This window comes from Pseudomonas sp. NFPP04 (assembly GCF_900113815.1).
GTDB lineage: Bacteria > Pseudomonadota > Gammaproteobacteria > Pseudomonadales > Pseudomonadaceae > Aquipseudomonas > Aquipseudomonas extremorientalis.
The window spans coordinates 624,212-650,462 of record NZ_FOQS01000001.1; the positions used below are offsets into that span (position 1 = coordinate 624,212).

23 protein-coding genes are annotated in these 26,251 nt (G+C 60.2%); 9 read left to right on the forward strand and 14 right to left on the reverse strand.

Features of this window, described 5'->3' with window-relative positions; translation table 11 throughout:
- Position 1 precedes the first annotated feature (1 nt).
- Together BM017_RS02900 and BM017_RS02905 are read left to right on the forward strand one after the other, a co-directional pair.
- Positions 2-595: a LysE family translocator gene (locus BM017_RS02900; RefSeq protein ID WP_071488786.1), complete on the forward strand. Its 594-nt coding sequence runs from the start codon at positions 2-4 to the stop codon at positions 593-595.
- 93 nt (positions 596-688) lie between these two features.
- Positions 689-2,053: a Fic family protein gene (locus BM017_RS02905; RefSeq protein WP_371914360.1), complete on the forward strand. Its 1,365-nt coding sequence runs from the start codon at positions 689-691 to the stop codon at positions 2,051-2,053.
- 45 nt (positions 2,054-2,098) lie between these two features.
- Here BM017_RS02905 and BM017_RS02910 read toward each other — a convergent pair whose 3' ends face one another.
- The 3 genes from BM017_RS02910 to plsB are packed head-to-tail and all read right to left on the reverse strand — an operon-like array spanning position 2,099 to position 5,768.
- Positions 2,099-2,788, reverse strand: a complete 690-nt coding sequence (locus BM017_RS02910) for a DUF4197 domain-containing protein (RefSeq protein ID WP_071488787.1) — start codon at positions 2,786-2,788, stop codon at positions 2,099-2,101.
- A gap of 22 nt (positions 2,789-2,810) precedes the next feature.
- Positions 2,811-3,212, reverse strand: coding sequence for a YbaY family lipoprotein (locus BM017_RS02915; protein WP_092241388.1), 402 nt, complete (start codon positions 3,210-3,212; stop codon positions 2,811-2,813).
- A gap of 51 nt (positions 3,213-3,263) precedes the next feature.
- Complete coding sequence (gene plsB / locus BM017_RS02920) at positions 3,264-5,768, reverse strand: glycerol-3-phosphate 1-O-acyltransferase PlsB (protein WP_092241150.1); 2,505 nt, start codon at positions 5,766-5,768, stop codon at positions 3,264-3,266.
- 182 nt (positions 5,769-5,950) lie between these two features.
- On the opposite strand from plsB, the gene BM017_RS02925 reads away from it, so the two are divergent.
- Positions 5,951-6,160: a cold-shock protein gene (locus BM017_RS02925; RefSeq protein WP_024073812.1), complete on the forward strand. Its 210-nt coding sequence runs from the start codon at positions 5,951-5,953 to the stop codon at positions 6,158-6,160.
- Positions 6,161-6,338: 178 nt separating this feature from the next.
- On the opposite strand, the gene BM017_RS02930 is transcribed toward BM017_RS02925, so the two are convergent.
- From BM017_RS02930 to BM017_RS02945, 4 genes are all read right to left on the reverse strand, one after another.
- Entirely contained in the window at positions 6,339-6,716 is a 378-nt protein-coding gene (locus BM017_RS02930) for a hypothetical protein (protein WP_058425300.1), read from the reverse strand.
- 54 nt (positions 6,717-6,770) lie between these two features.
- Complete coding sequence (locus tag BM017_RS02935) at positions 6,771-7,580, reverse strand: putative RNA methyltransferase (RefSeq protein WP_071488790.1); 810 nt, start codon at positions 7,578-7,580, stop codon at positions 6,771-6,773.
- Complete coding sequence (dapE, locus tag BM017_RS02940) at positions 7,580-8,731, reverse strand: succinyl-diaminopimelate desuccinylase (protein ID WP_092241152.1); 1,152 nt, start codon at positions 8,729-8,731, stop codon at positions 7,580-7,582. Before dapE ends, BM017_RS02935 begins: the two co-directional genes overlap by 1 nt.
- A 174-nt stretch (positions 8,732-8,905) precedes the next feature.
- Positions 8,906-11,497: a glycosyltransferase gene (locus BM017_RS02945; RefSeq protein WP_092241154.1), complete on the reverse strand. Its 2,592-nt coding sequence runs from the start codon at positions 11,495-11,497 to the stop codon at positions 8,906-8,908.
- A gap of 212 nt (positions 11,498-11,709) precedes the next feature.
- Here BM017_RS02945 and tcdA point away from each other — a divergent pair, with 212 nt between their 5' ends.
- Positions 11,710-12,525 (forward strand): tRNA cyclic N6-threonylcarbamoyladenosine(37) synthase TcdA, encoded by an 816-nt coding sequence (tcdA, locus tag BM017_RS02950; RefSeq protein WP_083351546.1) that lies wholly within the window; start codon positions 11,710-11,712, stop codon positions 12,523-12,525.
- A 116-nt stretch (positions 12,526-12,641) separates the two neighbouring features.
- On the opposite strand, the gene BM017_RS02955 is transcribed toward tcdA, so the two are convergent.
- From BM017_RS02955 to BM017_RS02970, 4 genes are all read right to left on the reverse strand, one after another.
- Positions 12,642-13,055, reverse strand: coding sequence for a SufE family protein (locus tag BM017_RS02955; RefSeq protein ID WP_092241156.1), 414 nt, complete (start codon positions 13,053-13,055; stop codon positions 12,642-12,644).
- Positions 13,052-14,257 (reverse strand): aminotransferase class V-fold PLP-dependent enzyme, encoded by a 1,206-nt coding sequence (locus tag BM017_RS02960; protein ID WP_092241158.1) that lies wholly within the window; start codon positions 14,255-14,257, stop codon positions 13,052-13,054. Before BM017_RS02960 ends, BM017_RS02955 begins: the two co-directional genes overlap by 4 nt.
- A gap of 64 nt (positions 14,258-14,321) precedes the next feature.
- Positions 14,322-15,356: a 2,3,4,5-tetrahydropyridine-2,6-dicarboxylate N-succinyltransferase gene (dapD, locus tag BM017_RS02965; RefSeq protein WP_058425293.1), complete on the reverse strand. Its 1,035-nt coding sequence runs from the start codon at positions 15,354-15,356 to the stop codon at positions 14,322-14,324.
- 33 nt (positions 15,357-15,389) lie between these two features.
- A complete protein-coding gene (locus BM017_RS02970) occupies positions 15,390-15,698 on the reverse strand; it encodes an arsenate reductase (protein ID WP_231999482.1) in 309 nt (102 codons plus the stop codon).
- A 267-nt stretch (positions 15,699-15,965) separates the two neighbouring features.
- On the opposite strand from BM017_RS02970, the gene BM017_RS02975 reads away from it, so the two are divergent.
- Positions 15,966-17,609, forward strand: coding sequence for a Na+/H+ antiporter (locus tag BM017_RS02975; protein WP_092241160.1), 1,644 nt, complete (start codon positions 15,966-15,968; stop codon positions 17,607-17,609).
- Between the two features lie 12 nt (positions 17,610-17,621).
- Here the strand turns inward: BM017_RS02975 and dapC are convergent, their stop codons facing one another.
- The 3 genes from dapC to map form a co-directional block, all read right to left on the reverse strand.
- Positions 17,622-18,821: a succinyldiaminopimelate transaminase gene (dapC, locus tag BM017_RS02980; protein ID WP_092241162.1), complete on the reverse strand. Its 1,200-nt coding sequence runs from the start codon at positions 18,819-18,821 to the stop codon at positions 17,622-17,624.
- Between the two features lie 163 nt (positions 18,822-18,984).
- Positions 18,985-21,687 carry a [protein-PII] uridylyltransferase gene (locus BM017_RS02985; RefSeq protein ID WP_092241163.1) on the reverse strand — a complete coding sequence of 901 codons (2,703 nt, stop codon included), beginning with the start codon at positions 21,685-21,687 and terminating at the stop codon, positions 18,985-18,987.
- A 65-nt stretch (positions 21,688-21,752) separates the two neighbouring features.
- Positions 21,753-22,547, reverse strand: a complete 795-nt coding sequence (map, locus tag BM017_RS02990) for a type I methionyl aminopeptidase (protein ID WP_058425288.1) — start codon at positions 22,545-22,547, stop codon at positions 21,753-21,755.
- 387 nt (positions 22,548-22,934) lie between these two features.
- Here map and rpsB point away from each other — a divergent pair, with 387 nt between their 5' ends.
- From rpsB to frr, 4 genes are all read left to right on the forward strand, one after another.
- Complete coding sequence (gene rpsB, locus BM017_RS02995; protein WP_003189158.1) at positions 22,935-23,672, forward strand: 30S ribosomal protein S2; 738 nt, start codon at positions 22,935-22,937, stop codon at positions 23,670-23,672.
- Positions 23,673-23,863: 191 nt separating this feature from the next.
- On the forward strand, positions 23,864-24,727 hold the full coding sequence (tsf, locus tag BM017_RS03000; RefSeq protein ID WP_058425287.1) for a translation elongation factor Ts: 864 nt from the start codon (positions 23,864-23,866) through the stop codon (positions 24,725-24,727).
- Between the two features lie 212 nt (positions 24,728-24,939).
- Positions 24,940-25,683, forward strand: coding sequence for a UMP kinase (gene pyrH, locus BM017_RS03005; protein WP_003189161.1), 744 nt, complete (start codon positions 24,940-24,942; stop codon positions 25,681-25,683).
- Entirely contained in the window at positions 25,680-26,237 is a 558-nt protein-coding gene (gene frr, locus BM017_RS03010) for a ribosome recycling factor (protein ID WP_012722596.1), read from the forward strand. The genes pyrH and frr overlap by 4 nt, the downstream gene beginning before the upstream one ends.
- The last annotated feature ends 14 nt before the right edge of the window (positions 26,238-26,251 follow it).

Sequence of the window (26,251 nt, forward strand, 5' to 3'; positions counted from 1 at the left end):
CATGCTGGCCACCGTTTCAGCCCTGATGTTGTTGTTGCTTGCCCCAGGCCCTACCAACACCTTGTTATTTCGTGCCGGTGTGTTGTGTGGCTTGCGGGCTTCGTGGAGGCTGGCATTTGTCGAGTGCCTGGCGTACCTGCTGCAAGTTTCGGTATGGGGCGTGGCATTGCTGTACCTGTCGGCGTACTCGCCATGGGCGCTGAAGGCAACGCAATTGGCGGCAGCCTGCTACTTGCTCTATGTCTCCTACAAGCTTTGGCAGCGTAAGAACAGTGTCATCCACCCCGGTTCCGACCGTTTCTCCGGGCTGTACTTCTTCTGGCTGACGGTGATGAATCCCAAGGGATTGCTGATCGTGTCATTCATTGCACCGTTCGGCACCTTTGCCACGCTACCCGGCTATGCCGGGTTCATGGCCACGCTGGTGCTGGTGGTGATTCCAGTGGGGGCGGGGTGGATCATGCTGGGCAGCCGCTTTGAAGGAATTCAAAAGGCCTGGCTCACGCCATTGAAGATCAACCGTGCGACCTCTATTGCGATTGGCTGCTTTGCCACGCTGATGGTGGGGCGGTTGGCGGAATCGATGGTGAATTGAGGGAGCGCGCGTCTCAGATTTGATGTTTATTGAGATAGTTGCAGTTTTCTGCTGTACTCAAGTCTCAGAAATCGAAAAATTGAGATTTTGATGATCAAGTTGCCACCGAGGGTGCCGGAAGGGGTTTTCGTTTTAATTGGCCAGGAACCCCATCTTCAGCATCTTTCTGACTATATGAAGCTGACTCAGCCAACCGATAGCCAGGGGCGTTACTTACACTTTGATCAACTACGTCACCGCTTCCCAAAGCATTTGGATCAGGCGATATGCTGGGGCATCGTAAAATACGAGCGCTCTCGTCTGTACCAGCAAATATTGCCCGTCGGTACGCCTGAGGCCTGGTGCAAGTTTTTACTGACACCGACCGCACAGCGCGTGGTATCCACGGTCGACAGGTACGCCTCAACTGCAGCACTTGAGTACATGAGCAGCAAGATTGGGAAGGCCGCTCACATCAAGTATCTGCTCAATGATTTGATTGAAGATGAAGCCATCAGCAGCAGTCAGCTGGAAGGGGCAGCAACCACGACGCTCGTAGCAAAAGATATGTTGAAAAGAGAGCGGCTACCCAGAACACCCGATGAAAAAATGATCATTGGTAATTACCGGATGATGCGTTTCGCTTGGGATAAGAGAAACGCTCCTCTCAGTGCCGAACTGATCGCTGAAATGCATGAGGTGGGTGTTCAAGGCATTGACGATGACAAATATTCTCCCGGCAGCTTTCGTCTAAATGATGACGTAGTTGTCCAAGATGGTGATAGCAATGTGGTCCATACGCCCCCTCCTGCAGAAGGCATCGCCAAAAGATTGGGGCGATTAGCTGACTGGATCAACACCTGCCACGACGACGCTACGACAAGCCGCTACCTCCATCCGTTGATCAAAGGTATTTCTCTGCATTTTGCGCTGGGTTACGAGCACCCTTTTCGGGATGGCAATGGTCGCGTGGCGCGTGCGTTGTTTTATTGGTTTATGTTTAAAAGCGATTACGCGGCATTCAGGTATATCTCCATCAGTGTTCTGCTTAAGAATGCCGCCGTTCAGTACGGTACGTCTTACCTCTATACCGAGACAGATGAACTGGATCTGACTTACTTTATTGACTACCAGTGCTCTGTGGTCCAGCGGGCGGTTGATAGCTTCAAGGCGTCTTACGAAAAAAGTGTTAAGGAGGCTGAGTCGTTCGAGCAATGGCTCTGGGAGTCAGGGCTTTACAAAGAGTTGAACGAGAAACAGAAGACTGTATTTCAGGTCGCCAAGAGTGGCACCGCGAAGCAGTTCACTGCGGTCAATGTGAAGGAAAATCTGGGCTGTTCCTACAACACGGCGTCAGCCGTCCTGAACGGTCTTGTTGAATTGAACATCTTCGTCAAGAAGAAGCAGGGTCGTGAATGGGTTTTTTCAATGCGTGATCAAGCAGAAATACAAAAAAACTGGTTGAAGACTTCTCGTTAATTTAACGAATGCCCACGTCTTCTTGAACCGTGGGCATTACGGGTATTACAGCGCCCCAAACACCTTCTTCGCCAAACTGGTAGCCGCCGCCGCCGGGTTCTCGCGAATGGTTTCTTCCTGCTTGGCAATCATCTTGAACAACCCGTCCAGTGCCTGCTCGGTCACGTAGCTCTCCACATTGGCGCTCTTGGCGTCCACCGCACCGAAAGCCGCAGCCTTGCCGGCGAGGGCATTGTACTGCTGGGCTACGCCGACCTTGTCGGTAGCCGCCTTGACGATGGGCAGGAACTTGGCGCGGATCTGTTCACGGCTGCTTTTGTTCAGGTACTGGGTAGCGGAATCCTGGCCACCGCTGAGGATGCCCTTGGCGTCCGTCACGCTCATGTTTTTCACGGCATTCACCAGGATCGGCTGGGCCTGGGTCACGGCGGTTTCAGCGGCCTTGTTCATGCTGGTTTCCAGCTGCGTGACCTGGTCACCCATGCCGAACATCTTCAGCTTGTCGGCGACTTTGCCCAGCTTGCCAGGCAGGCCGATCTTCACTTCCGGGTTGTTGCTGAAACCACCGGGTACACCCAGTTGTTTCACGGCGATTTGCGCGCCTTGGGTCAGGGCGTCCTTGAGGCCGCCGCTGGCGTCGCCCTGGGACAGGCTGCTGAGGTCCAGGGCCATGGCGTTGGCACCGAGCAGCAGGCCGGCACACAGGGCAGTCAGGCGAAGGGAGTTACGGAGCATGGGCGCTTCCTTTTTATCGAATTCAGTGGGCCACCGCGTCAACGCGCAGACGCAGTGGTTGAGGATCCTGGCCGTTGAGCTGTACAGCGTGTCGCTCGGTGGTAATAAACAGTAGCTTGCCATCCACTTCGATGCGAGCGCTGACCGAGTAGCTGTGGCCGGGTTTGACCTGGGCCGGGTCGTAGCTCAGGTGAAACGGCAGCGGCACCTGGCCTTTGACCGGGCCTTTCTGCTCGGCGAGGGTCACAGCCGGTGCATCTGCCAGGGAAACGTCTTGCAGGCTCACACTCAAGGTCGCGGTTGGCGGCAGGGCGATGCGTTGCAGGTAGAACACTTCGCCATCGAGGCTGGCCTTGGGGGTGGGGCTCATGGACTGGCAAGCTCCGAGCAGGGCGGTAAGGCCCAGGAGGATGATCTTTTTCACGGTGTCGCTCCTTTTCAACGGCGCCGGCATCCAACCAACGCCTTTTCAAATCTAGCGGTTTTCTTCAGGTTCGATGGGTATTTCGGCCGCGCCATCCACACGATGCAATGCCACCTGGCGAATCGACAGGCGAATATCTGCTGGCAATACGCGCTTGGCCGCGCCTTCGGCCAGTTCGCCGAGCAGGTCGTGATAGCTCAGCTTGCCGGCGTCATCGCGGCGCAGCACATCTTGTTCCAGCAAGGTCTGGATGAAATGTCGGAAAAGGCTCTTGTCGAAGAATTCCGGGGCATTGAGGCCATGCAGGATCGACAGGCGCTGGGCCATGATCGTGCACAGGTCTTCCAGCTCTTCGGCGCTGATGCTGTTCTGGCCGCTGTTGAGCAGCAGCGAAATCGCCATGTAGAAGCGTTGCAGGGTCTGGGCGATGCTCTTGGACAGCAGCGTCAGCAACACGAAGTGCCGTGAACTCGGCGCCGGGCGCAGGTATACGTTGTTTTCGAAACGCAGCAAACCTTGTTCGACGAAGGCTTCCAGCCACTGGTCGATCACGGTATCGAGCTCTTCCAGCGACCAGCGGATAAACAGCTCCGATTGCAGGTACGGGTACAGCGCGTGGGTGTAGCGCTGGATCTGCTCGCGGCTCATCCGCGAGCTGCTCTGGAAGAAACTCGCCAGCAGTGCCGGCAGGGCAAAGATGTGCAGCACGTTGTTGCGGTAGTAGGTCATCAGGACAGCGTTCTGCTCGTCCAGGTACAGAATCTTGCCCAAGGCATCGCTCTGTTCCGACAGCAAATCCATGTCCTTCACATGCTTGATCAGCGCCAGGCCATCACCTTCGGGTAAGGTGGTGTGAGGCGAGTAGGGCACACGGCGCAACAGCGCCAGGTACAGGTCCAACTGGCGCGCCATGGCTTGTTCGTCCAGGGCCAGGCGGGTGGTGGACAGCAGCGCCAGGGCGACCAGGTTCACCGGGTTCACGGCGGCGGCTTCGTTCAAGTGGCGTGCCACCTGTTCGCCGAGGCGGTTGGTGGTTTCGTTGAGCCAGGCCGGCTTGTAGTTCGGCCCCAGCTCCTGGGCACGCCAGTCCGGTTGTTCGCTGTCGAGGAATTCGGCCAGCTTGATCGGTTCGCCGAAGTTGACCGCGACCTGGCCGAAGCGCTGCTTGAGGGCGCCGACCACCTTGAAAATATCGAAGATCGACTCTTTCTTCTTGCTCGCGCCGCGCAATTCACCGAGGTAGGTACGACCTTCGAGTACGCGTTCATAACCGATGTACACCGGCACGAACACGATCGGCATGCGCGATGAGCGCAGGAAGCTGCGCAGGGTGATCGCCAGCATCCCGGTCTTCGGCTGCAGCATGCGCCCGGTACGCGAGCGTCCGCCTTCGACGAAGTACTCCACCGGGAAACCCTTGGTGAACAAGGTATGCAGGTATTCGTTGAACACCGAGGTGTACAGCGGGTTGCCCTTGAAGGTGCGGCGCATGAAAAACGCACCGCCACGGCGCAGCAGGCTGCCGATCACCGGCATGTTCAGGTTGATCCCGGCGGCGATGTGCGGTGGGGTCAGGCCATTCTTGAACAGCAGGTAGGACAGCAGCAGGTAATCGATATGGCTGCGGTGGCAAGGGACGTAGATCACCTCGTAGCCCTGGGCAACCTTTTGCACGCCTTCGATGTTGTTGACCTTGATGCCGTCGTAGATCTTGTTCCAGAACCAGCTCAGCACCACTTCGAGAAAGCGGATCGCGGTGTAGGTGTAGTCCGAGGCGATTTCGTTGCCGTAGCGCAAGGCCTGGGCCTTGGCTTTTTCCGGGCTGATCTTTTCCCGTTCGGCCTCGTCGATGATGGCCTGGCGCACCAGCGGCATGTTGACCAGGCCCTTCACCAGATTGCGCCGGTGTGACAGATCGGGACCGATCACCGCCGTCTTCAGGTTACGAAAGTGCACACGCAGGATGCGTTGGGCCATGCGCACCGTGCGTTCGTGCCCTTTATTGTGCTCGATCAATTCACGCAGGTTGATTGGCGCAGAGAATTGCACGCGGGTCTTGCGACCCAGGATCAGGATGCTCAACAGGCGACGTAGACGCCCGGTGACCGCCCAGCTGTCGGCAAACAACAGCTTCCACGGGCTGGACTCGCTCTCGGGGGACTGGCCCCAGAACACGCTGACCGGAATGATTTGTGCATTCTCTTCGGCGTGCTCGCTGAGGGTATCGACCAGGCGGGTCAGCGTGGGCGGTGCACCACGCTTGTCCTGGCGGCCGAGCCAGTCCGGTTCCGGCGTGAGGTAGAAGAACGCCGCCGGTTCCATCAGCGGGCCGACCGAAACCGGCAGCACCGGGCGCGGCAGGCCGGCCTTGGTGCACTCGGCATCGACCACGGCCAATTCGGTGAGGGAGGGTGATTGCAGGACGTAGAACACCGGCCGGCTGCGGTCCAGGTTGAGGGTTAGGGACGACTGGTTGATCGTCTCCGAGCGAACCCAGAGGTACAACAGTCGGCGCAAGGTGCCAAACACTAGACGGCGGAACGGGGAGCGGGTCATAGGCGTGCTGCTTCAAGTGGAAAAAACCGAGCAGGCGCTCGGGCGGGTAGTGTGCCGTATTCGCCGAAAATCGGCAAAAAAGCAGCGATGTAAACTTGAGTTGATCGTTTTTGAGCCTGTCTTATACTCGGCAGTTCAATGCGACTGACCCAACAATAAAAAACTGTGGGAGCAAAAACAGAATGGCAACGCGTGAAACCGGCAATGTGAAATGGTTCAACGATGCAAAGGGCTATGGCTTCATTCAACGCGAAGACGGCAAGGATGTGTTCGTGCACTACCGCGCCATTCGCGGTGAAGGCCATCGCTCCCTGGCCGAGGGACAGCAGGTGGAGTACGCCGTGGTGAGCGGCGAGAAGGGGTTGCAGGCGGAAGATGTGGTGGGGCTTTAACGCGCGCTGAACCCCTGTTGTGGTGAGCGGGCTTGCCCCGCGTTGGGCTGCGAAGCGGCCCTAATAAGAACGCCGCGTTGTGTCAGGCACTCCGCGGCGTAGGGTTTTAGGGCCGCTTCGCAGCCCAGCGCGGGGCAAGCCCGCTCACCACACAAGCCCTTCCCTCATGCTTTCAGGATCAGGCTGTTTTCCAGGTGATCTGCTCTTCACCGTCCACGCTGATCCGAATCCAGGTATCGGCGCTTTCTTCGCCTTCTTCCTCGACCCAGGTCCCCGGTGCACAACGCACTTCCACGTTCAGTGCGGCAAACGCAGCGCGGGCGCAGGCAATGTCGTCGTCCCACGGCGTCTGGTCACTTTCCAGGTACAGGCTGTTCCATTTGCCGACGGCTTTGGGCAGCCAGGTGACCGGCACGTTGCCGGCCTTGCATTTGTAGGTCTGGCCTTTCTGGACCCAATCGGTGCAAGGGCCCAGGGCGGCGCCCAGCCAGGCGGCAATGGCCTTGTGGTCGACGTCGGCGTCCTTCAGGTAAATCTCGATATCGGGTTGGCGCATGGATGTTCCTCGTTGCGGGATTCGAAAATCCATTCGCGGGTATTGGAAAGGTGTTTATTGAAGCACGAAATAGTCGTAGCGCATCGACACGGTGACCACCAGCGGCTCGGCCGCCTCGATCACTTGTGCACGGCGCTCGGCACTGGCACGCCAGCCGTGAGGCGTCATGGCCAGCAGGTTGGCGCGGTCCCGGGGCTCGGCCAGGTTCAGCGTGAATTCCAATGTTTCGCTGTGCGCCAGGCTCATGCCGTCCGGCACCAGGGCCAGGTGCTTGTCGTCGGTGTATTCACGCACTTCGTCGTACAAGCGCTCGCGCAATTCCATCAGGTGGCCGCTGGTCGGACCGACCTTCATCAGACCGCCGCCGGGGCTGAGCAGGCGCTTGGCCTCTTCCCAGTCCAATGGGCTGAACACGCTGGCGAGAAACTGGCAGCTGCCTGACGCCAACGGCACGCGGGCCATGCTGGCGATCAACCAGGTCAGCGCAGGGTTGCGCTTGCATGCACGCTTGACCGCTTCCTTGGAAATGTCCAGTGCGTAGCCATCGGCGTGGGGCAGGGCGTCGGCGATTTGCGCGGTGTAGTAACCCTCGCCACAGCCGATATCGACCCAGCGCTGCGGCGCGCGTTCGGCGGCCAGTTCGGCCAGGCGCCTGGCCACCGGGGCGTAGTGCCCGGCGTTGAGGAAATCGCGGCGCGCTTCGACCATGGCCAGGTTGTCGCCCGGGTCGCGGCTGTTCTTGTGCTGCACCGGCAACAGGTTCAGGTAACCCTGGCGCGCACGGTCAAAACGATGCCCGGCCGGGCACGCCACGCCATTGTCCACCGTGTTGAGCGGCGCGCTGCAAATGGGGCAGGCGAGCATCAGGCGAGCAACTTGATCAGGGTCTGGTAGTAGATTTCGGTCAGCACATCGAGGTCGCTGGCCAGGATGCGCTCGTTGACCTGGTGGATCGTCGCGTTGACCGGGCCCAGCTCGACCACTTGGGTGCCGAGGGTGGCGATGAAACGCCCATCGGAGGTGCCACCGCTGGTGGACGCCTGGGTCTCACGCCCGGTGATCGCCTTGATGCTTGCCGACACCGCATCCAGCAAGGCGCCCGGTTCGGTGAGGAACGGCAGGCCCGACAGCGCCCATTCCACGTGCCAGTCCAGGCCATGCTTGTCGAGAATCTCGGCAACCCGTTGCTGCAGACCTTCGACGGTGGACTCGGTGGAGAAACGGAAGTTGAACACCGCCTTCAGGTCACCGGGGATCACGTTGGTCGCGCCGGTGCCGGAGTTGAGGTTGGAAATCTGGAAGCTGGTCGGCGGGAAGAAGGTGTTGCCGTCATCCCAGTGCTCGGCGGCCAGTTCGGCCAGGGCCGGCGCGCCCAGGTGGATCGGGTTCTTTGCCAGGTGCGGGTAGGCTACGTGACCTTGCACGCCGCGCACGGTCAGGGTGGCGCCGAGGGAGCCGCGACGGCCGTTCTTGACCACGTCGCCCACCAGCGTGGTGCTCGACGGTTCGCCGACGATGCACCAGTCCAGGCGTTCCTTGCGTGCAGCCAGGCGTTCGATCACGGCCTTGGTGCCGTGGTGCGCCGGGCCTTCTTCATCGCTGGTGATCAGGAAAGCCACCGAACCCTTGTGGTCGGGGTAGTCGGCGACAAAACGCTCCGCCGCCACCAGCATGGCCGCCAGGCTGCCTTTCATGTCCGCTGCGCCACGCCCGCAGAGCATGCCGTTTTCATCGATCAGCGCGTCGAACGGGTCGTTCTGCCACGCCTGCACCGGGCCGGTCGGTACCACGTCGGTGTGGCCGGCAAAGCACAGCACCGGGCCATCGTGCTTGCCGTGGGTGGCCCAGAAGTTGTCCACGTCTTCGATGCGCATCGGCTCAAGCGCAAAACCGGCGTCGCCCAGGCGCTGCATCATCAGCTTCTGGCAATCGGCGTCGATCGGCGTCACCGAGGGGCGACGGATCAGGTCGATGGCAAGTTGAAGGGTCGGCGAAAGGTCGGCATGAGCCGTCATTGGAAACTCCGGAAGCATGTGATGGGCGCAGGACGTAAGGGGCGCAGATTCAGTGTGGGAGGGGGCTTGCCCCCTCCCACACAAAGCATTGGCCGAGCCAAGACTCATAAAACGGCCGTTATCTTATAGCAAAACGGCGGCCAGAGGCCGCCGTTTAGTGCATTGCGCAAGTTTTTACGCAGCCGGTGCGGGTTGCGTTGCCGCCGCCGGTTTCGGCAGCGAAGACAGGAACGCCATGACCAGCGCCGCCACATACGGCAGCGACTGCACCAGCAACATCACCACCCAGAAGCGGATGTCATTGCTCGGCAGGCCCTGCACCAGGTAGATCCCCAGCGCCGCGCCCCACAACAGCAGCATGATGAACATCTCTTCGCGGGCTTCGGAAATCGCCACCCAGAAGCCGTGGTTATCGGCGTTTTTCGGTGTACGGAAGAACGGGATACTGGTGGTGAAGAAGCCATACAGCACCGCCTTGGCGATGGTGTGGGACAACGCCAGACCGGCCAGCGCCGCGCAGAATGCGTCCTTCAAGTTCACGCCTACCGCACGACGGTACAGGAAGATGATCTTGCCCACCTTGAACACGAACAGCGCCAACGGCGGGATCGCGAAAATCAGCAGCGGCGGATCGACCCGCGTCGGCACGATGATCATCGCCGCCGACCACAGCAGCGCACCCACGGTGAAGAAGATGTTCATGCCGTCCGCCACCCACGGCAGCCAGCCCGCCAGGAAGTGGTAACGCTGGCCACGGGTCAGTTCGGTGTCCTTGCCGCGCAACAGGCTCGCGGTGTGGCGCTTGATGATCTGGATCGCGCCGTAGGCCCAGCGGAAACGCTGTTTCTTGAAGTCGATAAAGGTATCCGGCATCAGGCCCTTGCCGTAGCTGTCGTGGTAATACGCCGCCGACAGGCCTTTCTCGAACACACGCAGGCCCAGTTCGGCGTCTTCGCAGATGCACCAGTCGGCCCAGCCCAGTTCTTCGAGCACCGAGCGACGGGTCATGGTCATGGTGCCGTGCTGGATGATCGCATCGCGGTCGTTGCGGGTGACCATGCCGATATGGAAGAAGCCTTTGTATTCCGCGTAGCAGAGCTTCTTGAAGGTGCTTTCGTTCTGGTCGCGGTAATCCTGCGGCGACTGCACCACGGCGATTTTCGGGTCGGCGAAGTGCGGCACCATGTGCTTGAGCCAGTTCGGCGATACGCAGTAATCGGAGTCGATCACCGCGATCACCTCGGCATCCTTGGCGGTGTGCGGGATCAGGTAGTTCAGTGCGCCACCTTTGAAACCGGCCAGGGGCGCGACATGGAAGAACTTGAAGCGCGGGCCCAGGGTTTCGCAGTAGTCGCGCACCGGCTCCCACACGGCCGGGTCCTTAGTGTTGTTGTCGATGATCAGGACTTCGTAGTCCGGGTAATCGAGCGCGGCCAACGCGTCGAGGGTCTGTTTGACCATCTCCGGCGGCTCGTTGTAGCAGGGCACGTGGATCGACACTTTTGGGCGGTAGTCCGAATCCCCCACTACTGGCAGGAATTCACGCCGGCGCTTGTGGGTCCAGACCGCTTCCGCCAGTTCGTGGGCTTCGGTCAGCAACACGATAAACACGCCCAGGGCACCGAGGGCCAGGAGAATGCCCACGGTCACGCTGAACCAGGTGCTGTATTGCTGGCTGTAGTCGTAGCCGATCCACACCAGCACCGAACCGCACAGGAACGCGATAAAGGTCAGGAAGGTACGGCCACGCTGGCGCAGGGCCGAGCCGTCGATCATCAGCAGCGTCAGCGACAACAGCGCGAGCACCACCGAACCGATGGCCAGCACGCGCCATTGCGGGATCGCGACCACGGGGCCTTCAAAGTTGAATTTCTGCTGGCGTGCGGCGTTGTACACGCCCCAGTAGGCGCCCGCCGAGCCTTCGTCGCTGACTTTCCACGGCTGATCGAAGGCCTCGATCACAAAGTAGTTGTAGCCCTGGCGGTTCAGCTTGTTTACCAGCGTACGCAGGTAAATCGCCTGGTCGGCCGGGGAGGTTTCATTACCCCCGCGCATGCGGCCGTTGCTCGGCCAGCCCACTTCCGACAGCAGCAGCGGTTTTTTCGGGAACAGTTTCTTCAGGTCACGGGCACGGTCGAGTACATACTGGCCGGCCTTGTCCATCGGGATGTATTCCCAGAACGGCAGGATGTGCGCGGCGATCAGGTCGACGTGCTTGGCCAGTTGCGGGTTCTTTTCCCAGATGTGCCACTGCTCGGAGGTCGTCACCGGTACTTTCACGGCGGCGCGCACCCGGTCCAGCAGCACAATCAGTGCCTCAGGGGTGATTTCTTCCCGGAACAGGGCTTCGTTACCCACCACTACCCGCACCACACTGCGCGAGGTGTTGGCGATTTCGATGGCACGCTGGATTTCTCGCTCGTTGCGCTCCAGGTCCGGGCTGATCCAGATCCCCAGCGTCACGCGCAGGCCGAACTCTTCCGCCAGCTTGGGGATGTCCCCCAGGGTGCCGTCGACCGAGTAGGTGCGGATGTTGTCTGTCAGCTTGCTCATGATCGCAAGGTCTTGACGCATCTGGTCGTCGGTCGGGTACTGGTCTTTCTGTGGGAACTGGCCTTGCTGGAACGGCGAGTAGGAAAAACCGGAGATCTGTTCGGGCCAGTTGGGGGTGGTGACGGGGCGGTTGATCAGCGCCCAGAAGCCGGTGAACAACGCGGCGATTGCCAGCACGATCACCAGGTTGAGTCCAAATTTACGCGATGCCATGGCTATTTCGGGTTCCAAAAGGTGTGGAACGAAAAGAGGTGTCGGCCTGCGCCGAACGGCGCGCATCCTACACCGGCCCTTCCCTGACCGTACAGCAAGCAGAGAAAAACCGGACATTAGTCAGCGAAAGGCCATCTTAGTTCTTAACTTGTAGCTTGAAGCTTCGAACTTGTCGCTGCGTAGCCCTATAATGCGCGCCGGTTTTTGGGGTAATGGTCATGAGTACAGAAGATCCGCGGTTTGCAGGCGTCGCCCGCTTGTATGGCATTGAAGGCCTGGAGCGCTTGAAAGCGGCCCATGTGGCGATCGTCGGCGTCGGCGGCGTAGGCTCCTGGGCGGCGGAAGCCATGGCCCGTTGTGGGGTGGGCGAGATTTCGCTGTTTGACCTGGATGACGTCTGTGTCAGCAACAGCAACCGCCAGTTGCACGCCCTGGACAGCACCGTGGGCAAACCCAAGGTCGAGGTGATGGCCGAGCGCCTGCGCGGCATCAACCCGCACTGTACGGTGCATGCGGTGGCCGACTTCGTGACCCGCGACACCATGGCCGAATACATCACCCCCAACATCGATTGCGTGATCGACTGCATTGACGCGGTCAACGCCAAAGCTGCGCTGATCGCCTGGTGCAAGCGCCGCAAGATCCAGATCATCACCACCGGCGGCGCCGGCGGGCAGATCGACCCGACACTGATCCAGGTCTGCGACCTGAACCGCACGTTCAACGATCCGCTGGCCTCGAAAGTGCGTTCCACCCTGCGTCGCGACTATGGTTTTTCACGCACCGTGACCCGTCATTACAGCGTGCCGTGCGTGTTTTCCACCGAGCAACTGCGTTATCCCAAGCCGGATGGCAGCATTTGTTTGCAGAAGAGTTTTGTCGGGGATGGCGTGAAGCTGGACTGCGCGGGTGGGTTTGGTGCGGTGATGATGGTGACGGCCACGTTCGGCATGGTGGCGGCGACCAAGGCGGTGGACAAGATTGTGGCCGGGGTGCGCAGGCCGTCGGAGCGGGTCAAGCCCACTTAAATCTCGGAACCCTACACAATTCAAATGTGGGAGGGGGCTTGCCCCCGATAGCGGTGGGTCAGCCAACTTATCCAGTGACTGACGCCCTGCAATCGGGGGCAAGCCCCCTCCCACATTTAGTTTTGTGTAAGACTTAATGCCCGCATACGCTGCAGCACGGCATTCAGGCCATTACTGCGTGACGGTGACAGTTGGCGAGAGAGGCCCAACTGATCGAACCAGTCGGGAAGGTCAACTGCCTGCAATTCTATGGCGGATAATCCATTGACCCGCGCCAGCAACAGCGCTACCAACCCACGAATCATCCGTGCATCGCTGCTGGCGGTGAACTGCCAGTGGCCGTCCTGCAAACGCCCCACCAACCACACCAGACTTTCACAGCCCTGTACCATATTCGCGTCGACTTTGTCCTCGGCGGCCAGGGCGGGCAGCCGCTCGCCCCACTGCATCAGCATCCGCGCGCGCTGTTCCCAACTGCCGACGGACTGAAAGGCTTCCAGCGCGGTCGCCGCATCCGGTGGCAAGCTCATCGCAACATATCCAGCGCCTGGTCCAGCGCTTCAAAGAAACGTTCCAGGTCATCCGAATCGTTATACAGCGCCAGGGATACCCGGATCGCCCCTGGCAAGTGCATCGCCTTGAGCAACGGCATCGCGCAATGGTGCCCTGCGCGCACGGCAATCCCTTGCTCGGTGAGCAAGTGCGCGAGATCGGCGTTATGCACGCCATCGACGACGAAACTGACCAACGCCACCTGCGGCGAGCCCAGTACGCGCACGCCATTGCGCGCTTTGAGCCCACGCAACAGGTAGTCATGCAACGCTGCCTCATGGGCGATCACTGCCGGTTGGTCCAGCGAATTCAGATAATCCAGGCTGGCGCCCAGGCCGATCACGCCGGCAATCGGCGGTGTGCCCGCTTCGAAACCCAGCGGCGCCGGGCGGAAACTGGCGCTGTGGTAGTCGGCCTGTTGCACCATTTCGCCGCCAAACTGCCAGTGGCGCAGGTGGTGCAGGGCTTCGTTGCGGCCAAACAGCACGCCGACGCCGTCCGGCCCGTACAACTTGTGGCTGGAAAACACATAGAAGTCGCAGCCCAGGGCCTGCACGTCGTGGCGGCCGTGGACGATGCCTTGGGCGCCATCGACCACGGTCAGTGCGCCGTGGGCCTTGGCCGTTGTGATCAGCGTCTGTAAGGGTTGCCAGGCGCCCAGCACGTTGGATAGCTGGCTTACCGCCAGCAGGCGTGTACGCGGGCCGATCAATTCGGCGGCGGCTGTCAGGTCGATCACGCCGTCGTCGTTCAACGGCAACACCACCAGCGTGGCAGCGCGGCGTTTGGCCAGTTGCTGCCAGGGCAGCAGGTTGGCGTGGTGTTCCAGGGCGCTGACCACAATCTCATCGCCCGCATTGAATAAGTGCTCAAGGCCGTAGGCCAAGAGGTTCAGCGCAGAAGTCGCGCCGTGGGTGAACACGATCTGCCCACTGTCGCCTGCATTCAACCACTGCGCGACCTTGCTGCGGCTGTCTTCGAACGCCTGGGTCGCATGGGCGCCGGGCAAGTGCTGGGCACGGTGCACATTGGCTGCGCCATTGGCGTAGTAATGGCTGATGGCATCCAGCAGGGCCTGGGGCTTTTGTGTAGTGGCGGCGTTGTCCAGGTACGTCTGGTCTTGCCGTTGCAGGGTGGCGATGGCCGGGAAATCGGCGCGCCAGGGGGAGGGCACTAGCATGGTGTTCAAGACTCGTATAAGCGAGCCCCAGGGTCGGGGCCCGCAAGTGGCATCGAGTGGCTGCTTAGTTGTGAGCGTGCAGCGCTTCGTTCAGTTCGATGGCCGATTTGTGGGTTTTGCACTCCACGGCACCGGTCTCGGAGTTGCGGCGGAACAACAGGTCCGGTTGGCCGGCCAGCTCACGGGCCTTGACCACTTTGACCAGTTGGTTTTTCTCATCCAGCAGCGCGACCTTGGTGCCGGCGGTGACGTACAGGCCCGACTCCACGGTGTTGCGGTCGCCCAACGGGATACCGATACCGGCGTTGGCGCCGATCAGGCAGCCTTCGCCGACCTTGATCACGATGTTGCCGCCGCCGGACAAGGTGCCCATGGTGGAGCAACCGCCACCCAGGTCCGAACCCTTGCCGACGAACACGCCTGCCGATACACGGCCTTCGATCATGCCCGGGCCTTCGGTGCCTGCGTTGAAGTTGATGAAACCTTCGTGCATCACGGTGGTGCCTTCGCCCACGTAGGCGCCCAGGCGCAGACGCGCGGCATCAGCGATACGCACGCCGCTCGGCACCACGTAGTCGGTCATTTTCGGGAACTTGTCCACCGAGAACACTTCCAGCAGCTCGCCACGCAGGCGGGCTTCCAGCTGGCGTTCGGCCAGTTCGTTGATGTCGATCGCGCCCTGGCTGGTCCAGGCCACGTTCGGCAGCTGCGGGAACACACCGGCCAGGCTCAGGCCGTGGGGCTTGACCAGGCGATGGGACAGCAGGTGCAGCTTGAGGTAGGCCTCAGGCGTGGAGGTCAGTGCGGCGTCTTCGGCCAGCAGGGTGGCGACCAGCGGGGTGTGGCTTTCGGCCAGGCGGTTGAGCAGCGCGGCTTGGGTGGCGTCGACATTCTTGAGGGCATCGGCCAGTTGCAGCGCTTGGCTGATGGTGAAGGTGATGGCCTGGTTGCCTTCGGTGTAACCGAGGATCGGCGCGATGGCCGCGACGATTTCAGCCGATGGGTTGAGCAGCGGCTGTGCGTAAAACACTTCCAGCCAAGCACCTTGGCGGTTCTGAGTGCCGACGCCGAAGCCCAGGCTGAACAGGGAATTGGACATGCTGTTACCTCTACAAAAATGGAAAGGGCTGGCCTACTTGAGGGCCGCCGAATAACTATCTGGCTTGAAGCCAATCAGGGTTCTGTCACCGAGATCGAGCACCGGGCGCTTGATCATCGAGGGTTGTGCGAGCATCAATTCAATGGCTTTCGACTGATCGAGATCGGCTTTGCGTTCGTCTTCGAGTTTGCGAAAGGTGGTGCCCGCACGGTTCAACACCACCTGCCAACCGTGCTCGTTGCACCATTGGGTCAAGTGTTCGCGGTCGATACCGGCCGTTTTGTAGTCGTGGAACTCATAGCCCACGCCGTGCTCATCGAGCCAGGTGCGCGCTTTTTTCATGGTGTCGCAGGCTTTGATGCCGAAAAGGTGCAACGTTTTGCTTGAAGCGGTCAAGGAATTGCCCCCCTTTGGACCAAGTGAAAATTAAAGGTCACGGATTATGCCACGACCAGCGGGCGGGTGCCCCTCGTCATGCGGCGTGCGACTTATGTGCAAAGGCCGGCAGGCAGCATAGGCGGTTAACATAGCTGGGTAATATGGCACTTCAGCGGCCAGTTGTTGCCTCATGTGTGTCGTTGCAAGTCGATTGTCCGGGAAACCCGCGTTATGCAAACCGCCTACACCGTTCTTATCCTGCTGATGCTGGTCAGCGTTTCGCGTCTGGTTGGGCGTGTCATTCCTCTGCCGTTGCCCCTGGTGCAGATCGCCGCCGGTGCCTTGCTGGCCTGGCCGACGCTGGGCCTGCATGTGGCGCTGGACCCGGAGCTGTTCTTGTTTCTGTTCCTGCCACCGTTGCTGTTTTCGGATGGCTGGCGTATGCCCAAGCGTGAGTTGTGGCGGTTGCGTGGGCCGATCCTGACGCTTGCGGTGGGGCTGGTGTTGTTCACGGTGGTCGGTGCTGGTTATTTCATTCACTGGATATTGCCTACGATCCCGTTGCCGGTGGCCTTCGCCCTGGCGGCGGTTTTGTCGCCGACGGATGCCGTGGCGGTGTCGGCCATTTCCCAGAATCGTTTACCTACGCCACTGATGCACATGTTGCAGGGCGAGGCCTTGATGAACGACGCATCGGGCCTGGTAACGTTCAAGTTTGCCCTGGCGGCGGCGTTGACCGGGGTGTTTTCCCTGGCGGATGCCAGCCTGACCTTCGTGTTGGTCGCCGTCGGTGGCCTGGCCGTTGGCGTGGCCCTGAGCTGGCTGGTCGGCCGACTGCGCGCCTGGATGATCGCCCGTGGCTGGGATGACCCGGCAACCCACGTGGTGTTCATGTTGTTGCTGCCCTTTGCCGCCTATGTGCTGGCCGAGCGCCTGGGGGCCTCGGGCATCTTGTCGGCGGTCGCGGCAGGCATGATGCAAAGCTGGCTTGATCTGCTACCGCGCCAGACCAGCACGCGCTTGCTCAACCGCAGCGTCTGGTCGCTGCTGGAGTTTGCCTTCAATGGCCTGATCTTCCTGCTGCTGGGCCTGCAACTGCCGGACATCATCAAGGCCGTGGTCAGCCATGAGCCGACACTGTGGCCGACCCTGTTTTATCGCTGCCTGGATGTGATTGCGATCTTCCTGGTGTTGGTAGTGCTGCGTTTTATCTGGGTGCAGAGCATCTGGCGGCTGTCAGGCCTGTTACGCCGGATTCGTGGGAAAAGCGAGCTGACGCTGGTGCCGACCGCCCGCTCTTGCTGGTTGTTGACCGTGGGTGGTGTGCGCGGTGCGGTGACGTTGGCCGGTGTGATGTCGGTGCCGTTACTGCTGGCGCCGGGCCAGGACTTTCCCGAGCGTGACCTGCTGATCTTCATCGCGGCAGGCGTGATCCTCCTGTCGCTGGTCGCCGCCTGTATCGCCTTGCCGTTGTTGTTACGCGGCATTGAAAAGAGCCCGGACGAGAAACGCCACAAAGAGGTCCGCGAGGCTTGGAAAAAAACGGCCGTCGCTGCGATCCATGCGCTGGAAACGGAAGAGCCCGTTGAGCCTGAAACCCAGGACGCCGCCCAGGCTGCGCTCGCCACCGAACTCAAGGCACGGCTGATGTCGGAATATCGCCATCAATTGGAGGTGTTCAACGACTCGGCCGAAGCCCAGGCGTTGGCACGGCAGATGGACCTGCTCGAGCGCAAATTGCGCCTCAAGGCGCTGCGGGCACAGCGCCTGGAGTTATACAGCCTGAGTCGTCATCACCAGATTGGTGATGACGTGCTGAGGGAGGTGTTGGCGGATCTGGATATGAGTGAGGCGAATCTGGGTCAGGTGAAATGACCCTCAAGCCCGTTAGCGGCGACGCTGAATAAAATCGCGAATGCGCTCAGCCGCTTCCACACACTCGGCCAACGGCGCGACCAACGCCATACGCACTCGCCCAGCGCCGGGGTTGGCGCCGTCCACTTCACGGGACAGGTACGAACCCGGCACCACGGTCACATGTTCTTCCACGAACAGATCGCGGCAGAATGCGGCATCGTCGCCGTTCACATTCGGCCACAGATAGAAGCCGCCATCCGGGCTCTGCACATCCAGCACCGGCTTGAGAATCGCCAGCACCGCGTCGAATTTCTCGCGATACAGGTCACGGTTGGCGTGCACGTGGGCTTCATCCTGCCAGGCGGCAATGCTCGCCAGCTGGGTTTGCACCGGCATCGCGCAGCCGTGGTAGGTGCGGTACAGCAGGAACGCCTTGAGGATGTCGGCATCGCCGGCCACGAAACCGGAACGCAGGCCCGGCAGGTTAGAGCGCTTGGACAGGCTGTGGAACACCACGCAGCGCTTGAAGTCCTGGCGACCCAGTTCGACACAGGCGCTCAGCAGGCCGGGCGGCGGGGTTTGTTCGTCGAAGTACAGTTCGCTGTAGCACTCGTCGGCGGCGATGACGAAGTCGTATTCGTCGGCCAGGGCGATGAGTTTTTTCAGGGTGTCGACCGGGATCAGCGCGCCGGTCGGGTTGCCGGGCGAGCACAGGAACAGGATCTGGCAGCGTTTCCAGATGTCCGGCGTCACGGCGTCGAAGTCCGGGTTGAAGCCATTGGCGTCCAGGCACGGCAGGTAGTGTGGCTTGGCCCCGGCCAGGAACGCGGCGCCTTCGTAGATCTGGTAGAACGGGTTCGGGCTCACCACCAGTGCATCGTCGCCACGGTTGACCACGGTCTGGGTGAAGGCGAACAGCGCTTCACGTGTGCCGTTGACCGGCAAGATATTGCGCGCCGGGTCGAGCCAGCCCTTGGGCACGTTGAAGCGACGTTCGCACCAGGCACCGATGGCTTCGCGCAGCGCCGGGATACCCAGGGTGGTCGGGTACACGGCCATCTGGTCGAGGTTGTTGCTCAACGCTTCGGCCACGAACGTGGGAGACTTGTGCTTCGGCTCGCCGATGGACAGCGCAATCGGGCGCTTGTCCGGGTTTGGCGTAACGCTGCCGAGCAGGGAGCGCAGTTTCTCGAACGGGTAGGGTTGCAGTTGGTTCAGGGCGTTGTTCATGGGCATCTCGTTCAATTCGGTTTAAAGCATGCGGTCTGCTGGGCGAAGCCATCTAAATGTGGGAGGGGGCTCGCCCCCGATTGCAGTGTGCCAGCCAAAGCATTTTTATCTGATCCACCGCTATCGGGGGCAAGCCCCCTCCCACACGGGCCCTGTTTGTTTTTTAGAGAGTCAGGCGTGTCAGCTCGACGCCGGGTTCCTGGGTCACGCTCAATTGCTGGACGATCGCTTCCTGCAACCTCAGGCACAGCTCCGGGTCGGACAACGGCTGGTTGTCGGCATCGGTGATGAAGAACACGTCTTCCACGCGTTCGCCGAGGGTCGCAATCTTGGCGTTCTGCAACGACAGGTCGAACTCCAGGAAAATCCCACCGATACGCGCCAGCAGGCCTGGGCGGTCCGGGGCGCTCAGTTCGAGCACCGTCACCGGGCGCTGGGCGTCGTTGGAAATGGTCACCTGGGGCGCAAACGCAAAGTGTTTGAGTTGGCGCGGCACTCGACGCTGGATGATGGTCGGGTAGTCGTCAGGGTTGCGCAGGGCTTCGGTCAGGCCTTCGCGGATCTTCTTCACTCGCGCTGGATTGTCGCCGATCGAGTCGCCATCGGTGTCGAGCACGATATAGGTGTCGAGGGTGAACTGGCTGCTGGAGGTGATTACCCGTGCGTCATGGATGTTCAGGTTCAACTGGTCCATGGCCGCTACGGTCACGGCGAAGAAGTCGTGCTGGTCCGGCGCGTAGATGAAAATCTGCGTGCCGCCTTCGAATTCGCGCTGGGTGGTTTCCTTGATCAGCACCAGTGGGCCGCCGTCGGCCGGTTGCTGCAGGATCGCGTCGGTGTGCCAGGCCACATCACCGGCGGTGTGGCGCAGGAAGTAATCGTCGCCCAGTTGCGACCACAGTTGTTCGACATCGTCCGGGTCGTTGCCGCCGCGCACCAGGATATCCAGGGCGGCGCTTTGGGTGCGGCGGATCTGCTCTTCGCGGTCCACCGGGTTTTCCAGGCCGCGGCGCAGGGCGCGCTTGGTCTCGGTGTACAGTTGGCGCAGCAGGCTGGCGCGCCACGAGTTCCACAGCGTCGGGTTGGTCGCGTTGATATCCGAGACGGTCAGCACATACAGGTAGTCGAGGCGGGTTTCATCGCCGACGATCTGCGCAAAGTCGTGGATCACCTGCGGGTCGGACAAGTCCTTGCGCTGGGCGGTGGTCGACATCACCAGGTGGTTCTGCACCAGCCAGACGATCAGGCGGCTGTCCCACAGCGGCAACTGGTGGCGCTGGCAGAAGGCCTCGGCATCAACCGCACCGACCTCGGAGTGATCGCCATGCCGGCCCTTGCCGATGTCGTGGTACAGGCCGGCCAGGTAGATCAGCTCGGGCTTGGGTAGCTTGGCCATCAATTTGCTGGCCAGCGGGAATTTCTCCGACACCTGGGTGTACTGCAGCTTACGCAGGTGCTTGATCAGGTTCAGGGTGTGGGCGTCCACGGTATAGATGTGGAACAGATCGTGTTGCATCTGCCCGACGATAAAACCGAACTCCGGCAGGTAGCGCCCGAGGATGCCGTAACGGTTCATGCGCCGCAGGTTGCGGTGGATGCCGATCTTGCACTTGAACAGCTCGATGAACAGGCTGGTGTTGCGGATATCGTTGCGGAAATCGTCGTCGATCAGGTGCCGGTTTTCCCGCAACAGGCGAATGGTATCGGCGCGCACGCCTTTGATTTCCGGCTGCTGGGCCATCAGCACGAAGATTTCCAGCATGGCAAACGGTGTGCGGCGGAACACGTTGTCGTTGCGCGCCTCGATATAGCCATCGTGCAGTTGGAAACGCGCATTGATCGGTTGCGGCGGCGCCTCGTCTTCGGGGGCCAGGATCACTTCTTCAAAATGCTGGATGATCAGGTCGCTGAGCTGGGCAATGCTCATGACCACCCGGTAGTACTGCTGCATGAAGCTTTCGATGCTGGTCTTCGCGTCTTCGCCTTCAAAGCCCAGCAGGGTGGCGATGGAGCGCTGGTGGTCGAAGAGCAGGCGGTCTTCGGAACGCCCGGCCAGCATGTGCAAGGCGTAGCGCACTTTCCAGAGGAATTCCTGGGAGGAGGCCAGCAGGGCGTTTTCGCTTTCCACCAGGAAGCCTTCGCCGGCCAGGGCGCGCAGGTTCAGGGTGCCGTACTGGCGACGCGCAACCCACAGAATCGTCTGGATATCCCGCAGCCCGCCCGGCGAGCCTTTGACGTTGGGTTCCAGGTTGTATTCGGTGTCGTTGTACTTGTGGTGCCGGGCCTTTTGCTCGGCGCGCTTGGCCAGGAAGAAGTCCTTGCTCGGCCACATGTGCGCGGTGCTGGTGACTTCAAGCATACGCTGGCGCAGGCGCTCGGGGCCGGCGATGGTACGGCTTTCCATGAGGTTGGTGATGACGGTGAGGTCGGCGCGGGCTTCTTCGGCGCATTCGTCCACCGAGCGTACGCTTTGGCCGACTTCCAGGCCGATGTCCCACAACAATGTGAGAAAGCGCTCGATGGAATCGCGAAAGATCTCATGGTCGGCGCTGTCCAGCAGGATCAGCAGGTCGATGTCGGAGTAAGGGTGCAGCTCACCGCGACCGTAGCCGCCGACCGCCACCAGGGCGATGTCGGCGTCTTCGCTCCAACTGAACTGTTCCCAGGCTTTTTGCAGGATGTTATCGACGAACCAGGCTCGGTCCTCAATCAGCCGGCGGATGTCCCGCCCCCTGCGAAAGCGCTCGTCGAGCACCTCGCGGGCCTGGCGGATCGCCTTCTTGAACGCGGCGATGGGGCTCGCCTTCAGGGCCAGTTCGGCCTGGAACTGGCCACGGTCGAAGAGTTCGGGATCCACCTGAGGCATTGATCGGCTTTCCTTTCTATCTATTCAGTCAGTCACAACACAGTGGGGGAAAACCTGAGCAACGTTTATGCCGACGTTGTACCCGACGTACGCGGGATCGTGTCATCGGCTCGCAGCGTGAAAATCTCGTAGCCGGTCTCGGTGACCAGCAAAGTGTGTTCCCACTGGGCCGAAAGCTTGCGGTCCTTGGTGATGGCCGTCCAGCCGTCGCCCAACACCTTGGTGTCGGCCTTGCCCTGGTTGATCATCGGCTCGATGGTGAAGGTCATGCCTGCCTTCAGCTCCATGCCGGTGCCGGCGCGGCCGTAGTGCAGGATCTGTGGCTCTTCGTGGAAGACCGTGCCGATACCGTGGCCACAGAACTCGCGTACCACCGAGAAACCGTTCTTTTCCGCATGCTTCTGGATCACTTCGCCGATGTCGCCCAGGCGGCAGCCAGGCTTGACGATCTCGATGGCCTTGTACATGCATTCCTGGGTGACCTGGGACAGGCGTTCGGCCCAGACCGGTACGTTGCCGACGTGGAACATGCGGCTGGTGTCGCCGAAGTAGCGGTCCTTGATCACGGTGACGTCGATGTTCAGGGTGTCGCCGTCCTTCAGCGGCTTGTCGCCCGGAATTCCGTGGCAAACCACGTGGTTGACCGAGGTGCAGATCGACTTGGGGAAGCCCTTGTAGTTCAGCGGCGCAGGGATGGCGCCCTGCACGTTGACGATATAGTCGTGGCAGATCTGGTTGAGGGTCTCGGTAGTGACGCCGGGCTTGACGTGTTCGGCAATCATTTCCAGCACGTCGGCGGCCAGTTTGCCGGCGATGCGCATGCCAGCGATGTCTTCGGCGGTTTTCAAACTAACGGTCATACAGGCTCTCTCTAGCGCGACGCGCTGAAATCAATACGGTTTACGGGCGTGCGACAAAAGGTTGCAAAATTCGCACAAGCCACAGAAAACGCGATTCTAACAGACCATGGCGTCAAATCATGAGCCTCTGATGATCGCTTCTGTCTATAAGGTAGGGCTATGTCACCTCTATTCAAGGGGTTACACGAACGCGCCCGACGGCAAATGTGATTGCGTGTTCCGTTTTTGCCGATGCTGTGGTATAAAATGCGCCGCTTTCCGGGGATACCCCGCAAAGCTTAAATCCACACACGTGTCGACACGATGACCTGGGTGCCGGAGGCCTTGATGCCGCTGGTTGGTCATTGGGATACGTGGAGGCCAAACCCGACTTATTAAGGAACTATCATGTCCCAAGTCAACATGCGCGATATGCTGAAGGCCGGTGTGCACTTCGGTCACCAGACCCGTTACTGGAACCCGAAAATGGGTAAGTACATTTTCGGCGCGCGTAACAAGATCCACATCATCAACCTTGAAAAAACCCTGCCAATGTTCAACGAAGCGCTGACTTTCGTAGAGCGCCTGGCCCAGGGCAAAAACAAGATTCTGTTCGTCGGCACCAAGCGTTCCGCTGGCAAGATCGTTGCTGAAGAAGCAGCACGTTGCGGTTCGCCGTACGTCGATCACCGCTGGTTGGGCGGCATGCTGACCAACTTCAAAACCATCCGTGCTTCCATCAAGCGTCTGCGTGACCTTGAAGTGCAAGCCGAAGACGGTACTTTCGCCAAGCTGACCAAGAAAGAAGCGCTGATGCGCTCCCGTGACCTGGAAAAGCTCGATCGTTCCCTGGGTGGTATCAAGGACATGGGCGGTCTGCCTGACGCACTGTTCGTTATCGACGTTGATCACGAGCGCATCGCGATCACCGAAGCCAACAAGCTGGGCATCCCTGTTATCGGCGTAGTCGATACCAACAGCAGCCCGGAAGGCGTTGACTACATCATCCCAGGCAACGATGACGCAATCCGCGCTATCCAGTTGTACATGGGTTCGATGGCTGACGCTGTCATCCGTGGTCGCAACCACGTTGCTGGCGGTACCGAGCAGTTCGTTGAAGAAGCTCCGGTAGCTGCCGCTGAGTAATTAGCGCCCTGGCGTTGACTCAGTAAGCAAAAAGGGGGCTTGGCCCCCTTTTTGCCACCTCGAAAACCATTTGTCGGCAGCGCGGCTACATCATCTGTAACGTGCAGCGGCCTACAAGGGAGATTCGGGAAGAATTGATCGCCCGTCTGATCGGGTGGAATGGTTGAAAACCTATCCAAGAGGATTTTGAAATGGCAGAGATTACTGCAGCGTTGGTTAAAGAACTGCGTGAGCGTACCGGCGAAGGCATGATGGATTGCAAAAAGGCCTTGACCAAGGCTGGCGGCGACATCGAAAAAGCCATCGACGACATGCGCGCTTCCGGCGCCATCAAGGCCGCCAAGAAAGCCGGCAACGTCGCTGCTGAAGGCGCTATCGCCCTGGTTGAAGACGGTAAAGCCGCCGTTCTGCTGGAAGTGAACTCGCAGACCGACTTCCTGGCCCTGCAAGACGACTTCAAGGCATTCGTTGCTGCCAGCGTCAAGAAGGCATTCGATGAGAAGCTGACCACCGTTGAGCCTCTGATCGAAGCTCAAGAAGCGGATCGCCTGGTACTGGTCGGCAAAGTTGGCGAAAACGTCAACATCCGTCGCCTGACTCGCGTTGAAGGTGATGTCGTCGGTGGTTACCTGCACGGCAACAAAATCGGTGTAGCTGTTGTTCTGAAAGGCGGCGACGTTGAGCTGGCCAAAGACATCGCTATGCACGTTGCTGCCAGCAACCCTGAGTTCCTGCTGCCTTCGGAAGTGTCTGCCGAAGCGATCGAGCGTGAAAAAGCGGTGTTCCTGAGCCTGAACGCCGACAAGATCGCCGGCAAGCCAGAAAACATCGTGGAAAACATGATCAAAGGCCGTATCAGCAAGTTCCTGGCTGAAGCGAGCCTGGTTGAGCAGGCGTTCGTCAAGAACCCTGAAATCAAGGTTGGCGAACTGGCCAAGAAAGCCGGTGCTGAAATCGTTTCCTTCACTTACTACAAAGTAGGCGAAGGCATCGAGAAGCCGGTCGACAACTTCGCTGAAGAAGTTGCTGCCCAGCTGGCTGCCGCCAAGCAATAAGACAGCTTTCAACTGTCGCCCGAAAGAGGCTGCCCGCTCACGCGCGCAGCCTCTTTTCAAATGGGAAGGCCGATTTTAATTGGCATCCCTCCGGAACTGGCTTACAAAGCCGTGTTCCGATGGCGCTGTTACAGCGTCCAGCTAGAGTGAACGCAAGCCGTAAAACGGCTCGCCAAGAATTTTTAAAAAATACGCCGCAGGAGAGATTCGCAATGGCTCAGCAGGGCAGTGGTTATCAGGCTCGCTATAAACGCATTCTACTCAAGCTTAGCGGCGAGGCCCTGATGGGCTCGGAAGAGTTCGGGATCGATCCCAAGGTGCTCGACCGCATGGCGCTGGAAGTCGGCCAACTGGTCGGTATCGGCGTGCAGGTTGGCCTGGTGATCGGTGGTGGCAACCTGTTCCGTGGCGCGGCCCTGAGTGCTGCTGGCATGGACCGGGTCACCGGCGACCATATGGGCATGCTGGCCACTGTGATGAATGCCCTGGCCATGCGTGACGCCTTGGAGCGCGCCAATATCTCGGCTATCGTGATGTCGGCTATTTCCATGGTCGGCGTAACCGATCACTATGACCGCCGCAAAGCCATGCGCCACCTGAATTCCAAGGAAGTGGTGATCTTCGCGGCCGGCACGGGTAACCCGTTCTTTACCACCGATTCGGCAGCCTGCCTGCGCGCCATCGAGATCGATGCGGACGTGGTGCTCAAGGCGACCAAGGTAGACGGCGTGTACACCGCAGATCCATTCAAAGACCCGCATGCCGAGAAGTTCGATCATCTGACCTACGATGAAGTACTGGATCGCAAGCTAGGCGTAATGGATCTGACGGCTATCTGCCTGTGCCGCGACCACAAGATGCCACTGCGCGTATTTAACATGAACAAGCCCGGCGCCCTGCTGAACATCGTACACGGCGGCGCAGAAGGGACTCTGATCGAGGAAGGCCAACAATGATCAACGAAATCAAGAAAGACGCCCAAGCGCGTATGCAGAAATCCCTGGAGTCTCTGAGCCATGCATTCGGCCAGATTCGTACCGGCAAGGCGCACCCGAGCATCCTGGGCAGCGTGATGGTGCCTTACTACGGCTCCGATACCCCTATCAGCAGCGTCGCCAACATTACCGTTAAAGACTCGCGCACCCTGCAAGTCGTAGCGTTTGAGCGCAACATGCTGGGTGCTGTCGACAAGGCCATCCAGAGCGCCGGTTTGAACCTCAACCCGACCAACCTGGGTGAGTTGCTGCTGATCTCCATGCCGGCCCTGACTGAAGAGACCCGCAAGGGCTTCACCAAGCAGGCCCGCAGCGCTGCAGAAGACGCGCGTGTTGCCGTACGTAATATCCGTCGCGATGCCCTGGGTGACCTGAAGAAGCTGGTCAAGGACAAGGAAATCAGTGAAGACGAAGAGCGTCGTGCCACCGCCGATATCGACAAGTTGACCAAGGATGCCGAGGCCCAGATCACCAAGGCCACGGAAGAAAAAGAAAAGGACCTGATGGCCGTATAAGGGGTCAGGACGCC